Source organism: Pseudomonas sp. EpS/L25 (genome assembly GCF_001512295.1).
In the GTDB taxonomy this organism is placed as follows: domain Bacteria; phylum Pseudomonadota; class Gammaproteobacteria; order Pseudomonadales; family Pseudomonadaceae; genus Chryseomonas.
Map to the genome: position 1 here is coordinate 584,512 of NZ_LNUP01000011.1, position 13,343 is coordinate 597,854.

Consider the following 13,343-nt stretch of genomic DNA (forward strand, 5'->3'; position numbering starts at 1 on the left):
AACCCGCCGTCGGTCCCCATGGTCTGCACTAACGAGCGCCATCGTGGATGGCGCCGTCGCCAGCCACGGGATGGAACCGATGTCGATCGATCTGGACAGCCTGCAGGACACCCTCGACGAGTGGGCCTATGACGAGGTCACCCCAGCACTGCTGCAGCACCGCCTCCATATTCTCAATCAGCGCGGTCTCGACCGCCTGCCGCTGCCAGGCCAGGGGCAGACCCTGGAGCGTTGGCGCGCCCTGACCAAGGTAGCCAATCACGATCTTGGCCTGGTCAAACTCTACGAAGGCCACACCGATGCCCTCGCTATCCTCAGCGAACTGGATGGTTTCGTACCGCCGCCCGCGAGTCTGTGGGGCGTCTGGGCCGCCGAGCCGCCGGATGCTCGCCTGTTGGTACGCTACGGCGCCGACAGCATGGTCACCCTGCACGGGCGCAAGTCCTGGTGCTCGGGTGCCTCCCTGGTCAGCCATGCCCTGGTCACCGCCTGGATGGACGATCATCCGATGCTGGTGGCGGTGGAGCTGAACCAGCCGGGCGTCGAAGTTACCCAGGATGGCTGGCGTGCCATCGGCATGCAGGCCACCGGCAGCGTCGACGTCCTCTTCGATGGTGCCGCCGGCGTCCTGGTCGGCGCGCCCGGTCGCTATCTGCATCGTCCGGGCTTCTGGCACGGGGGCGGCGGTATCGCCGCCTGCTGGTACGGCTCGGCGACCGCGCTGGCCAACACCCTGCGCGCCTACTGCAAGCGCCATCGCGAACCCCACGCCCTGGCCCATCTGGGCCACGTGGACGCCGCCCTGTTGGGTGCGGCGACCGCTCTGCGTCAGGCGGCGGAGTGGATCGACCGCAATCCCGAGGCCGACGCCCGCTACCCCATCTGCCAGTTGCGCGCCTTGGTCGAGCAATGCGCCGAAATCGTCATCCGCCATACCGGTCGGGCGTTCGGCGCCGCGCCCCTGTGTCGCGATGCCTACTGCGCGCGCCACATGGCCGACCTGCCCGTCTACCTGCGCCAGAGCCATGCCGAACGGGACCTGGCCGTGCTGGGTGATCTCAATCTGCTGGAGGGTGCACCTTGGCAACTGTAGGGGATCGCCAGATCGAAGGTGCGGGCACCACGCCCGAAGCCTGGGCCCAGTGGGCGGGTTTTTCCAACATGGTCGAAATCGGGGCTGCGCAACTCGTCCCGGCCGGTCACCGTGCGGTGGTCGTCGCCCCCCATCCAGACGACGAGATTCTCGGCTGCGGTGGCGTGCTCCATCTGCTCGGCGAACTCGGCCGGCGGCTCGCCCTGGTGGCGGTCACCGATGGCGATGGCAGCCATCCGCATTCCAGCCTCTGGCCTGCCAGCCGGCTGCGCAACACCCGGCCGCTGGAGACCCGCGAAGCCTTGCGCCGGCTGCGTCTGGAACGGGCTACCGTGACGCGCCTGGCGATCCCCGATGGCCAGGTCAGCGAGCAGGAAGAGGCGCTGACGCAGCGCCTGCTGGATGTCCTCACGCCACAGGACGTGGTCTTCGTCACCTGGCGCCTGGATGGTCATCCCGATCACGAAGCCACCGGCCGTGCGACCCTCGCGGCCTGCCAGCAACGCGGCGCCCGCTGCATCGAAGTACCGATCTGGACCTGGCACTGGGCCACGCCCGGCGATGCGCGGGTGCCCTGGGAACGCGCGCATCGCCTGAATCTCGATGAAGAGGTGCTGGCACTGAAGAAGCAGGCGGTGAACGCCTTCGGTAGCCAGCTGAGTGCGGATGCCAGCACCGGCCAGGGCCCCATCCTGCCGCCCCCGGTGGTCGCCCGCCTCACTCGCGCCTGGGAGGTCTACCTGCTGTGACCGTCTCCATGAGCTACTTCGACTCGCTCTACGCCAACAGCACCGATCCCTGGGATTACCGGCACCGCTGGTACGAAGCGCGCAAGCGTGACCTCACCCTCGCCAGCCTGCCCCACCGACGCTACGCCAGGGGTTACGAGCCGGGCTGTTCTACCGGCGAGCTTTCCCGGCGCCTGGCCGAGCGCTGCGACCAGTTGCTGGTTAGCGATGGCAACGCCACCGCGGTGGCCACGGCCAGCGCCCGACTGGCCGACCAGAGCCATGTCGAGGTCCGTCACCTGCTGCTGCCGGAGGAGTGGCCGAGCGGCACCTTCGATCTAATCGTCATCAGCGAGATCGGCTACTACCTGGGCGCGGTCGACCTTGATGCCCTGCTGGAAAGCGCCCGACGTGCCCTGCTGCCCGGCGGCGTCTTGCTCGGCTGTCACTGGCGGCACCCCATCGATGGCTGCGTCCTGACCGGTGACGAGGTGCATGAACGCCTCGCTGCCCTGCCCGGCCTCCATCGCCTGAGTCACCTCGAAGAAACCGATTTCGCCCTGACCCTCTGGTCCTCCGACCCCACCTCCGTCGCCCGCCGGGAGCAGCTTCTATGATAGGTGTCGTGATACCCGCCCATAACGAAGAGCAACACGTCGAACGCTGCCTGCTGTCGGTGCTTCGCGCAGCCCGGCATCCCGCCTTGCAGGGGGAGGACGTGGAAATCGTCATCGTGCTCGACAGCTGCACCGATGGCACAGCCGAGATCGTCCGGCACCTGCCGGTGACCGTGCTGGAAGTCTGGGCCTGTAATGTGGGCATGACCCGCGCGACGGGGGCCGCTCACCTGATCCAGCGCGACGCCCGCTGGCTGGCCTGTACCGATGCGGATTCCGAAGTCGCGCCCGATTGGCTGGCCGCGCAACTGGCCTATGGCGCCGACGCCGTGTGCGGCGTGGTGGAAGTGGACGACTGGACCCCGCACTCACCCAGCCTGCGCGCCCGTTACGAAGCGGCCTACCATGACCGTGAAGGCCACCAGCACATCCATGGCGCCAACTTCGGCATCGCCACCGCAGCCTATCTGCGCGCCGGCGGCTTCCCCGCCATGGCGGCGAACGAAGACGTCAGCCTGGTGGCGGCACTCAAGGCCGATGGCGCCGACATCGCCTGGAGCAACAGCGTCCGGGTACGCACCAGTTCACGACTGGACTGTCGCGCCCGCGGCGGCTTCGGTGACTACCTGAGCCTGCTCGGCGCCACTGCCTAGCGTACCGTGCCTGGCAACACCTCACGAGCCTGGCATATCCAATCGCCGCCATGGCGGCCCGCCGATGCGATGGCTCCTACCAGCGCGTCCGTACCCGTAGGAGCAGCTGTCTGCTCGCATTATCGCGGCCATGGGCCGCTTGTGTCTTGGCTTGCCGTTAGGATGGAGGTGAGAGCAGCAGGGGGCAGGCTGTAGGGCCGCAGTGTTTCGAGCACGTGTAGGAGCCGGTCCCGCCCCCTGCTGACCTTACCGTGATGGCCGTCCGGGTAGACCGCATTGCGCCCATAGGCGAAGTCGGTCCACATGGAATCGGCCAGGAACTCATATTGCGGCGCCGCCGGCCAGTTCTCGAAGCGCAACGGGTGCTTTTCGTGGGTGCCCAGTACCTCCTGCAAGAAGACAATGTCCGCTGACACCGTCCGCACCGCCTCCCGCAACTCCGGCAAGATGAACTTGCGGTTGAATGAGGTGAAGCCCTTGTGCGTGTTGATGGTCAGGACCTTGAACGAAAAACCCTGTTGCGCGTTCGTCATGCCTGGCGTTTCCTCCGCTTGGTCTGGGTCAGCTCGAACAACAGTACCGAGCGCCCGGTGACCTGATAGGTATCTCCGAAATTGAAGACGTCGCCGGCATCCAGGTCGGGCTGGTTGGTGTCGAGCTGCAACGACCAATGTTCGCCCATGGGCACTTCCGGCAGGGTGAAATCCACCACGTCATAATGAGCATTGACCAGAATCAGCAGCGAGGTATCCGCCCCCTTGCGACGAATACCGGTCGGCTGGGCACGACCATCGAGCAGGATGCCCATGCACTTGTTGCTGCCGTCCTGCCATTGCTCCACACCCATCTCGTCGCCACTGGGCTGCAGCCAGGTGACGTCCTTGACGCCCAGTTCCTCGTTGTAGACCCCGGTGAAGAAACGGCTACGGCGCAGCAGCGGATAACGGCGACGCAGGTCGATCAGGTTGCGCACGTATTCCTGCAGCTGGGCGCTCTTCTCGCTGATGTCCCAATTGACCCAGCCGATCTCGCTATCCTGGCAGTAGGCGTTGTTGTTGCCACCCTGGGTACGGGCGAATTCGTCACCCGCCAGCAGCATGGGCGTGCCTTGGGAGAGGAACAGGGTGGTGAGCAGATTGCGCATCTGGCGATAGCGCAGCTCGATGATCTCCGGGTCGTCGGTCTCGCCCTCGACGCCGCAGTTCCACGACAGGTTGTGGGAGTGACCGTCCTTGTTGTCCTCGCCGTTGGCCTCGTTGTGCTTGTCGTTGTACGACACGGTATCGGCGAGGGTAAAGCCATCGTGGGCGGTGACGAAGTTGACCGAGGAGTAGGGCTTGCGGCCGCGACGATTGAACTTGTCGCCGGAGCCGAGGAAGATCTTCGCGAAGTCGCCGATCTGGTCCTCGTCACCCTTCCAGAAGGCGCGGGCGGTGTCGCGGAAGGTATCGTTCCATTCCATCCAGCCGGGTGGGAAGTTGCCTACCTGATAGCCGCCGGGGCCGCAATCCCAGGGCTCGGCGATGAGCTTGGTCTCGGCCAGGATCGGGTCCTGACGGCAGGCATGCAGGAAGCCGCCGCCTTCGTCGAAGCCATGGGGTTCACGGCCGAGGATGGTGGCCAGGTCGAAGCGGAAGCCGTCCACGCCCATCTCGGTGGCCCAGTAGCGCAGCGAGTCGGTCACCATCTGCAGCACGCAGGGATGGCTCATGTTCAGGGTGTTGCCGGTGCCGGTGTCGTTGATGTAGTAGCGCGCATCGTCGGGCATCAGCCGGTAGTAGTTGGCGTTGTCGATGCCCTTGAGCGAGAGGGTCGGGCCCATCTCGTTGCCTTCTGCGGTGTGGTTGTAGACCACGTCGAGGATCACCTCGAGGCCGGCGTTGTGCATGCGCGCGACCATCACCTTGAATTCACCGATGGACTGGCTGGCCATGTAGCGCGAATGCGGGGCGAAGAAGGCCAGGGTGTTGTAGCCCCAGAAGTTTCTCAGGCCCTTCTCCAGCAGGTGGTTGTCGTCGAGGAAATAGTGGATCGGCATCAGTTCGACGGAGGTCACCCCGAGGGACTTGATGTAGTCGATCACCTCGCTTTCCTGCAGGCCGGAGAAGGTGCCGCGGGCGTTCTCGGGGACTGCCGGGTGCTGCATGGTGTAGCCGCGCACATGGGTCTCGTAGAACACGGTACGGTCGCGCGGCACGCGCGGATGGGTGGTGTTGCCCCAGGTGAAGGCGGGGTCGATCACCCGGCAACGCGGCATGAAGGGTGCGCTGTCACGCTCGTCGAAGGAGAGGTCGCCGTCGGGATGGCCGATGGTGTAGCCGAACAGAGCGTCGTTCCATTCCAGCTCGCCGACGATCTGCTTGGCATAGGGATCGATCAGCAGCTTGTTGTGGTTGAAGCGATGGCCATTCTGGGGCTCGTAGGGACCGTGTACCCGATAACCATACAGGGTGCCCGGGCGGGCGTCGGGAAGGTAGCCGTGCCAGATCTCGTTGGTGAATTCGGGCAGTTCGATCCGCTCGATTTCTTCCTTGCCTTCGTCGTCGAAGAGACAGAGTTCCACCTTGGTGGCATTGGCCGAGAAGATGGCGAAGTTGACGCCGGAGCCATCCCAGGTAGCGCCCAGGGGGTAGGGCAATCCTTCGCGCACACGAGACTTGGACTTGCTGATAAAGGCGGTCGCTTCGGTTAACGGCTTGTTGGACTCGGATGAAGTCATTTCGACGCTCTCGGGATAGCTAGGAAGGAAGTCGCTCTAATTCGGCTCTCAATAGCCGCCGGTGGCTGAATCGATACAGATCCGGCTACCTGCATATGAAAGGCCCGACGCAGCGCAGTTCCGGGGCGCCTGAGCGAACCGACAAAGCGTTTTTTTTCAGGAAAAATCCAGGAATTCGATGGGAGACGAAGCCGCTCGCGAGCGGTGGGGAGGCCTGGCCGAACGGCCAGGCCGAAGCACATCACATCACATCACTCGCTGGCGGCCGGTTTGGCTGCTGCGGGTTTGGCCCGGGAAGCACGCGGCTTCTTCGGCGTGGCGGGCGCTACGCCCACGCCAGTGGCTTCGACGGCCGCGTCAGACTTGACCTTGCTCGCACTGGTCTTGGCGGAGGTAGCCTTGCTGGTGCTGGGCTTGACCGCCTGCTTGGCCTTGGACACCACCTTCTTGGCAGCCGCCTCGACCTTTTCGGTCACGGACTCACCGGCAGCGGCCGCTTCGGTCGCAGCCTTCTCGCTGCCGCTCTTGGTCTTGCCCGTGGTGCTGGTCTTGCCCGTCGCCGGCTTGCTGGTGGTGGTCTTGGTCGCGCGGGGCTTCTTGGCGACGGTCTTCTTGGCCACACCTTCCTGTTCGGCTTCGTACAGTCGGGTCGCCATCTCCCAGTGGCGATCGTGTTCATGCGCCGGACGCCCTTCGGACTCCCAGATCTGATAGGCGAGCTGCTGGATGCGTTCGTCTTTTTGGGTCATTGCGGTGCGGCTCCTTGAGTGATGTCTTGTGTGCTGAGCAATCCAAGCGGAAAACGTGCCAGAACCTCGCCGACGGATAGCTCTTTCTTCTGGTCATGGACAGATGAGGGAGCGAAAGTTTCCCCGAAACGGTACATGGACAAGGTTTCCGGAAGTTTTATCCGGGTGTCCTGCCAGACATCCGCGGAAAAGCCGATTTTTTCGCCGTCCAGGAGCAGGTTCGACGCCTGCAAGGGCACTATCACGATCACCGCCTGCTCTTCCCAGGTGCGGGCGAAGGCCAACACCTGCGCAGCCTTGGTCCCTTCCACGCTCAGGGGCACGTAGCGACCTTCGGTGAACAGTTGCGGACAGCCCTTGCGCAGTTGCAGCACCGCGGCCAGCACCTGTTGTTTCACCTCGCCGCTGCGCCAGTCGGCCAGGGCAGCGACCGCGGAGTCGTGAGCGGCCAGGGCTCGTTGCCGTGGGGCATAGTCCACGGCGCGGCGATTGTCTGGCTCCACCAGGCTGAAATCCCAGAATTCCCCGCCCTGGTAGAGATCGGGCACGCCCGGTGCGGTGTTGCGCAGCAGCAGCTGGACGAGGCCATTCAGCGCACCAGCCGGAGCCAGGGCGTGCACTGCGGTGACGATCTCCTCACGCAACGAAAGGTACTGGGCATCGGTGAGCAGACCTTCCAGGAAGGCCTTGCAGGCCGCTTCATAGTCGGCGTTGGGCGCCCACCAGTCGGACTCCAGCTTCTCTTCGCGCAGGGCTTTTTCCTGCCACTGCAGCAGGCGCTCCAGATAGGCGTCGAGCCCCTGGCGGTCGTCGGCTTTCAGGGCCAGCGGCCAGCTGGCGAGCAGCGTCTGGTAGAGCATCAGCTCATCGCCCCGGGTGGGGGCGGGAGCATCGTTCCACTGGCCACGCAGCGGAGCGGCCTGCTCCATCCAGCGAGTGACCTGGGCGATGTACGCCTGGGGTGCCTCCGAGACCACCGCGAGCCGCGCGCGAGTGTCTTCGCCGCGCTTGTGGTCGTGGGTGGCGGTGGTCAGCATGTTGCGCGGGAAGTGCTCGGCGCGCCAACCGCTGGCCTCGTGGAAGGCACTGACCGGCTGGGCGAAATGCTGGGGATCGAAGCCCACGTCATTGCGCGAGAGCAGCGGTGCGGAGCGATAGCAGGCGGTGTCCTCCACGGCCTTGGCGGCGATGGGCGAGGTGAGCTGCTGGAACTTGGTGATGGCGCGGCGTTGTTCGCGACGAGCCACGCTGCCCACCGGCTTGTGGCGTGGTGCATCGCCGCCCAGCCACGCACGCAGTTGCTCCAGCAGCGGTTGCTCCGCCTCGCCGACCTGGGACCGTGCCGCTTCCAGCGCAGTGTCGAACCACTGCGCATCGTTGCCGACGAAACCCGCGGCTCCGGCATAGGTGCGATAGACCTTGAACTGCACGATCAGCTCCAGCAGCACCCGGCGGATGGCGCCCTGGCTGGTGTCGCGCGTCCGCCAATCCTGCTGGGCCAGCAGGTGCAGGGTGTGCACGGCGGATTCGAATTCGCTGTTCAGCGCCGTGGTGAGTACCAGGCGGCGGGCTTCGCGTACCTCCTCCAGAAAGTCCTCGGTACGGCCGGTGGTTTCCGCCCAGAACTTACGTAGCGAGGCTTCACCGCTGGCGGCATGCTGCACCGCCGACACCTCGTTCATGAATTCGTAGCCGGTGGTGCCGTCGATGCCCCAGCCTTCGCGCAGGTGTTCGCCTTCGGCGAGGATCTTCTCGATGTAGATCGGGAAACCGTCTTCCGGCGCGCCACCGGGCCGCTGGGTGCACAGGTCGTCCACCCGGCGCCGCAGCTTGCGGCAATAGGCACGTGGATTGGCCAGGCCGTCGATATGGTCGAGCCGCAGGCCATCCAGCAAGCCTTCGCCGATCAGGCGGAAGATCAGCGAGTGAGTCTCCTCGAACACCTCGTGGCGCTCCATGCGCAGGCCGCCCAGCTCGGTGATGTCGAAGAAGCGCCGCCAGTTGATATCGTCCGAGGCGGTACGCCAGCTGGCCAGCCGATAGTGCTGGCTTTCCAGCAGGGCGTGCAGGCGCTCCTGATTGGTTGGCTGGCTACCGTCGAAGGCGGCGAGCGCCTTCTCGATGGCGGCCGCGACGGCAGGCTCCTTAGCGGCATCGGCCAGCTGCCGTTGGGCGCCCCGAGCTTCTTGCTGATCCTTGGCGCGTGCCGAGAAGGCATCGGCGAACAGGCTCAACTGGGGCAGATCGCTCTCGCGCAGGATCTGGCCGTAGGTGCCCGGATTGATGGGGAAGTGGTGGGCGTAGTACTCCACGCGGAAAGCGCCTTTTTCCGCATCGAACACCAGCTTGAGTTCGCCCGCTTGCAAGACGTTGCCATAGGCGTCGCCGAGGAAGGGCAGCAGCACCTGGCCTTGCAGGTCCGGGTCCGGACCGTACCAGTTGATGTCGTAGAAGCCGGCATAGCGGCTCTGGCGACCCCATTCGAGGATGTCCAGCCACCAGGCGTTTTCCGAGCCGCCGACGTTGGTGTGGTTGGGCACGAAGTCGGCGATCAGGCCCATGCCGTGCTCGCGCAAGCGGGCGACCAGGCGGCGTAGCGCCTCTTCACCGCCCAGCTCGGGGTTCACGCGGGTCGGATCGACCACGTCGTAGCCGTGGACGGAGCCGGCGCGGGCGGTGGTGATGGGAGAGGCGTAAAAGTGGCTGATGCCGAGGTTGGCATAATACTCGACCAGAGGCAGGGCATCGTCGAAGGTGAAGTCCTTGTGGAACTGCAGGCGTACGGTAGCGCGCAAGCGACTCATCGAGTGTTCTCCGGATTGTTACGAGCAGAGCTCAGCACGCGCAGGCGCCGTTCGGGGGTAGCAGCGTCCAGCAGGCGCTCCGCGGGAGCCTCCCAGCGGCGCAGCCAATTGGGATGTTCGTTGGTGGTGCCGGGCAGGTTGGCCTGTTCCAGCTGGCCCAGGGCGTCTTCCACCGGCAGGATGATCAATGGGGCCGGGGTTCGACCGATGAAGTCGATGGCGGCATCGACCGCCTGTTCGACGTTCTCCGGGCTGTTGTCGTCCAGCTGCAGCACCTTGGCCAGGTGCTGGCGATCCTCGGCGCGCTCGGCGAGGCGATCCTGGCGGGAGGTGCCGTCGGGCAGCAGATTCAGCTGTTCTTGCCAGTCGGCATCGCGGCCCCGCCACCAGCCGGTGAGGGTCGGCAGGTCGTGGGTGGTGGGCGTGCCCATGGCCGTGTTCGACCATTGAGCGGCGCGCTTGAAGGGCTGCCCATCGCGCTCGAACAGCAGCACCTGCATACCCATGATGGCGCGGTCGGCCAGCCGTTCGCGGAAGCCCTCGGGCACCGTGCCCAGGTCTTCGCCCATCACCACGCAGCGATGGCGCCAGGACTCCAGGGCGACCAGCCGCAGCAGGTCGTCGATGGGGTAAGAGAGATAGGCCCCGTCGGCCGGGGAAGCACCTTCTGGGACGAGCCAGAGGCGTTGCAGACCCATCACGTGATCTATGCGCACGCCACCGGCGTGGGCGAAGTTGGCCCTGAGCATCTCGATGAAGGCGCGGAACCCGTGCTTGACCATGCCGGTAGGGGAGAAGGCGGAAATACCCCAGCCCTGGCCCTTCTGGTTCAACAGGTCGGGCGGACAACCGACGGTGACCGAGGCCAGCAATTCCTCCTGGCGGCTCCAGGCCTGGCTGCCACCGCCATCCGCCCCGACGGCGATGTCGGCGATCAGGCCGATGCGCATGCCCGATTCACGGCACTGCCGTTGCGCCGCCGCCAGTCCTTCGCTGGCCAACCACTGGGTGAAGGCATGGAACTCCACGTCCTGGGCGTGGCGCTCGGCGAATTCGGCCACGGCCGGATTCTTCGGATCGCGATATTGCTGCGGCCAATGCTGCCAGCTGGGCGAGGCGTCACCCTGCGTGAAGGAGGCATGCAGGGCTTCGAAGCGGCAGTGATTCTCCAGTGCCTCGCCGCCCTCTCGGCGGAAGGCAGCGAAGCGCTCGTGCAGATCGGTCGCGGCGGTGCGGAAATCCAGATGCAGGGCACGCAGCAGGCGCAGGCGCAGCTTGGCCAGCGCGGGCCAGTCGATCAGTTCCAGCTGTTCGAGGCGTTCGGCTTCGGCCTGCAGGCCACTACGGTCTGCGGCCTTGCGTACTGCCTCAAGACCCAGCACCACCTCTGGTGCCGCATAGAGCACGTTGAAGAACACCCGACTGGAAGGCGAATAGGGGCTGTAACGGCGGCCATCGGCGCTGAACATGGCATGTAGCGGGCTGATGGCCAGGGCATCGGCGCCCTTGGCCGCCGCCGCACGAGCGAATTGCACCAGCCCTTGCAGATCCCCGGCGCCGCTGCCGCCTTCACGTCTCAGGCTGTAGAGCTGTACGGCCAGGCCCCAAAGATGGGCATTGGCGTCACCGGTGGCGTCCTCGATGGTGAAGCAGCGCTCCGGCGCTACCGCCAGGGTCAGGCGCGCGCCATCGATGTCCGCCTGGTGGTAGCCGGTTACGGCGATGGCAGCCAGTTGGCCCTGGTCATCCACGGTGCCTTCCAGGCGCTCGCCATTTTCCAGTTGCACCTGGTAGCGGACGCCACGCTTGAACTGATCAGGCGTACCGACCGGCTTGCCCACCTGGGCGGTGATCAGGGGCGGCAGGTGATGCTTGTCACCGACCTCCGCCAGCTGGCGCAGGCTGGCGTCGATGTCCGCGTCGCTGTCGGCAGGCAGCTCGATGGCCTTGAGCAGGTTACGCAGCGCTGCAGGACTCACTCGTTGGCGCTGGCCGTCATAGGCGGTCCATTCGATGGAAATGCCGGCCGCCTTGGCCAGTTGTTCCAGGCGATCCTCGCTCATGCCTTTTTCTCCAGCCAGACCAGCGCGGAATGGGCGGCCAGTTGGCCGTCCTGACGGAGCGGCGTGGCAGCTGCGTCACTGCTGTGCAGCAGCTCGCCTGCCGGTGCTCCGGTCACTTTCACTGGCGCGTCGCTCAGGTTGAGTTCGATGGTCAGGCGGCTGCCGTCGGCCAGCATCCAGCGCGCGCGCACGGCGCGGTCGGCCAGAGCCTCGGCGCCGGCGGCACGGGCGCCTTGCAGGCGCGGGAACAGTTCGCGGCGACGGATCTCCAGCAGCTCCCGGTAGAGTCCCAGCCAGGCCGCATGGTCGGGCTGATCGGCTTCGCCGAAGTTGGGCTTGGAATCCTCGAAGGTCCCGGGCGCATTGGGATCGGGAATCTGCTGCCGATGTTCCTCGCTGGTGAAGAAGTCGAAATCCTTGAATTCGTTGCGCCGGCCATCGCGCACCAGCTCCGCCAGTTCGTCATTGTGGCTGGTGAAGAACAGGAACGGCTGGCGGCTGCCCCATTCCTCGCCGATGAACAGCAGCGGGATCATGGGGCTCAGTAGTAGCAGGGCGGTGGCCGCCTTGAGCGCGGGCTCGGGCGCCAGCCGCGTCAGGCGCTCGCCGAAGGCGCGGTTGCCCACCTGGTCGTGGTTCTGCAGGAAGATGATGAAGGCGCTGGCGGGCAGGTCCTTGCTCGGCTCGCCGCGGGCCTTGCCGTGGCGCGTTTCTTCGCCCTGGTAGATGAAGCCTTCGCCCAGGCAACGCACCAGCTTGGCCGTGGCGTCCCGGGTGAAGTCCTGGTAGTAGCCTTCGTCTTCCCCGGTCAGCAGCGGATGGATGACGTTGTGCCAGTCATCGGTCCACTGCGCATTGTAATGCTTGCCGCCGAGCAGGGTCGCGGTGTTGTCCTCGTTCTCCAGCATCAGGTGGACATGGCGCCCAGGCTCCACGGTGGCGCGGATCTCCTCGGCCATTTCCTCCAGAAAGCCCTTGTCGCCAATGGCGTGCACGGCGTCGAATCTGAGGCCGTCGAAGCGGTACTCCATCAGCCACAGCAGCGCGTTGTCGATGAAGTAGCGGCGGACCGCATCCTGACGGAAGTCGATGGCGGCGCCCCAGGGAGTATGGATGTCCTCGCGGAAGAAGCGCTCGGCATAGGCGTGCAGGTAGTTGCCGTCCGGGCCGAAGTGGTTGTAGACCACGTCCAGGTAGACCATCACGCCGTGAGCGTGGGCGGTGTCGATCAACGACTTGAGATCGTCCGGCGTGCCGTAGGAGGCCTCCACGGCATAGGGCAGGACTCCGTCGTAGCCCCAGTTGCGACCGCCAGGGAATTCCGACAGCGGCATCAGCTCGATGGCGGTGATGCCCAGGGCCGCCAGGCGCGGGACGAGCTTCTCGACGCCGGAGAAGCCTCCCAGGGTGCCGACATGCACTTCGTAGATGACGCTCTCGTGCCAGGGCCGGCCGCTCCATTCCACGGTCTGCCAATGGTAGGTGGTGGGGTCGATGACGATGCTCGGCTCGTGCACGTCGCCGGCCTGGGCGCGAGAGGCGGGGTCCGGCACCAGCAGGTCGCCGATCTGATAACGGTAGCGCGTGCCCGCGCCGCACTGGGCCTCGATCCCGAACCAGCCGTCACCCCGGGCTTCGAGCGCCAGGGTCATGCCGCCCTCGAGCGCCACGGACACTGCGTCCGCGCTGGGCGCCCAGAAGTGGAAGAGGGTGCGATCCTTGCCCAGCAGGGTGGCGCCGGCACGGGTCCGCCAGGCGTAGCCCCCGGTCGTTGCGGCTGCGTCGCGAGAAATGTCAGTCATGAATGGATAACTCCCGAAACCGGAGGGCAGAAAAAGCGCTGCGGCCCTGATGGCCGCAGCTGCTGTTATGACCGGTGGGAGTCGCTCAAAGTTGAGCGGGGCAGGCGCTTTTCGT

The 13,343-nt window shown here is 65.7% G+C and carries 9 protein-coding genes and 1 pseudogene; 4 read left to right on the plus strand and 6 right to left on the minus strand.

Features of this window, described 5'->3' with window-relative positions; genetic code table 11:
- The first annotated feature begins 79 nt into the window (after positions 1 to 79).
- The 4 genes from AR540_RS11720 to AR540_RS11735 are packed head-to-tail and all read left to right on the plus strand — an operon-like array spanning position 80 to position 3,091.
- A complete protein-coding gene (locus AR540_RS11720; RefSeq protein WP_442963780.1) occupies positions 80 to 1,093 on the plus strand; it encodes an acyl-CoA dehydrogenase in 1,014 nt (337 codons plus the stop codon).
- A complete protein-coding gene (locus AR540_RS11725) occupies positions 1,081 to 1,842 on the plus strand; it encodes a PIG-L deacetylase family protein (RefSeq protein WP_236712049.1) in 762 nt (253 codons plus the stop codon). The genes AR540_RS11720 and AR540_RS11725 overlap by 13 nt, the downstream gene beginning before the upstream one ends.
- A gap of 8 nt (positions 1,843 to 1,850) precedes the next feature.
- Positions 1,851 to 2,438 carry a class I SAM-dependent methyltransferase gene (locus AR540_RS11730; protein ID WP_065242543.1) on the plus strand — a complete coding sequence of 196 codons (588 nt, stop codon included), beginning with the start codon at positions 1,851 to 1,853 and terminating at the stop codon, positions 2,436 to 2,438.
- A complete protein-coding gene (locus tag AR540_RS11735) occupies positions 2,435 to 3,091 on the plus strand; it encodes a glycosyltransferase (RefSeq protein WP_059229097.1) in 657 nt (218 codons plus the stop codon). Before AR540_RS11730 ends, AR540_RS11735 begins: the two co-directional genes overlap by 4 nt.
- A 248-nt stretch (positions 3,092 to 3,339) precedes the next feature.
- Here AR540_RS11735 and AR540_RS11740 read toward each other — a convergent pair.
- From AR540_RS11740 to treZ, 6 genes and pseudogenes are all read right to left on the minus strand, one after another.
- Positions 3,340 to 3,624: pseudogene (locus tag AR540_RS11740) on the minus strand (endonuclease/exonuclease/phosphatase family protein); the annotation flags it as partial.
- On the minus strand, positions 3,621 to 5,810 hold the full coding sequence (glgX, locus tag AR540_RS11745) for a glycogen debranching protein GlgX (RefSeq protein WP_236712050.1): 2,190 nt from the start codon (positions 5,808 to 5,810) through the stop codon (positions 3,621 to 3,623). The gene glgX and the pseudogene AR540_RS11740, both read right to left, overlap by 4 nt.
- 251 nt (positions 5,811 to 6,061) lie before the next feature.
- Positions 6,062 to 6,559 (minus strand): DUF2934 domain-containing protein, encoded by a 498-nt coding sequence (locus AR540_RS11750; protein WP_059229099.1) that lies wholly within the window; start codon positions 6,557 to 6,559, stop codon positions 6,062 to 6,064.
- Complete coding sequence (gene treY, locus AR540_RS11755) at positions 6,556 to 9,363, minus strand: malto-oligosyltrehalose synthase (RefSeq protein ID WP_059229102.1); 2,808 nt, start codon at positions 9,361 to 9,363, stop codon at positions 6,556 to 6,558. The genes AR540_RS11750 and treY overlap by 4 nt, the downstream gene beginning before the upstream one ends.
- Entirely contained in the window at positions 9,360 to 11,426 is a 2,067-nt protein-coding gene (gene malQ, locus AR540_RS11760) for a 4-alpha-glucanotransferase (protein ID WP_059229104.1), read from the minus strand. The genes treY and malQ overlap by 4 nt, the downstream gene beginning before the upstream one ends.
- Positions 11,423 to 13,228 (minus strand): malto-oligosyltrehalose trehalohydrolase, encoded by a 1,806-nt coding sequence (gene treZ, locus AR540_RS11765; RefSeq protein ID WP_059229106.1) that lies wholly within the window; start codon positions 13,226 to 13,228, stop codon positions 11,423 to 11,425. The genes malQ and treZ overlap by 4 nt, the downstream gene beginning before the upstream one ends.
- Positions 13,229 to 13,343: the final 115 nt, after the last annotated feature.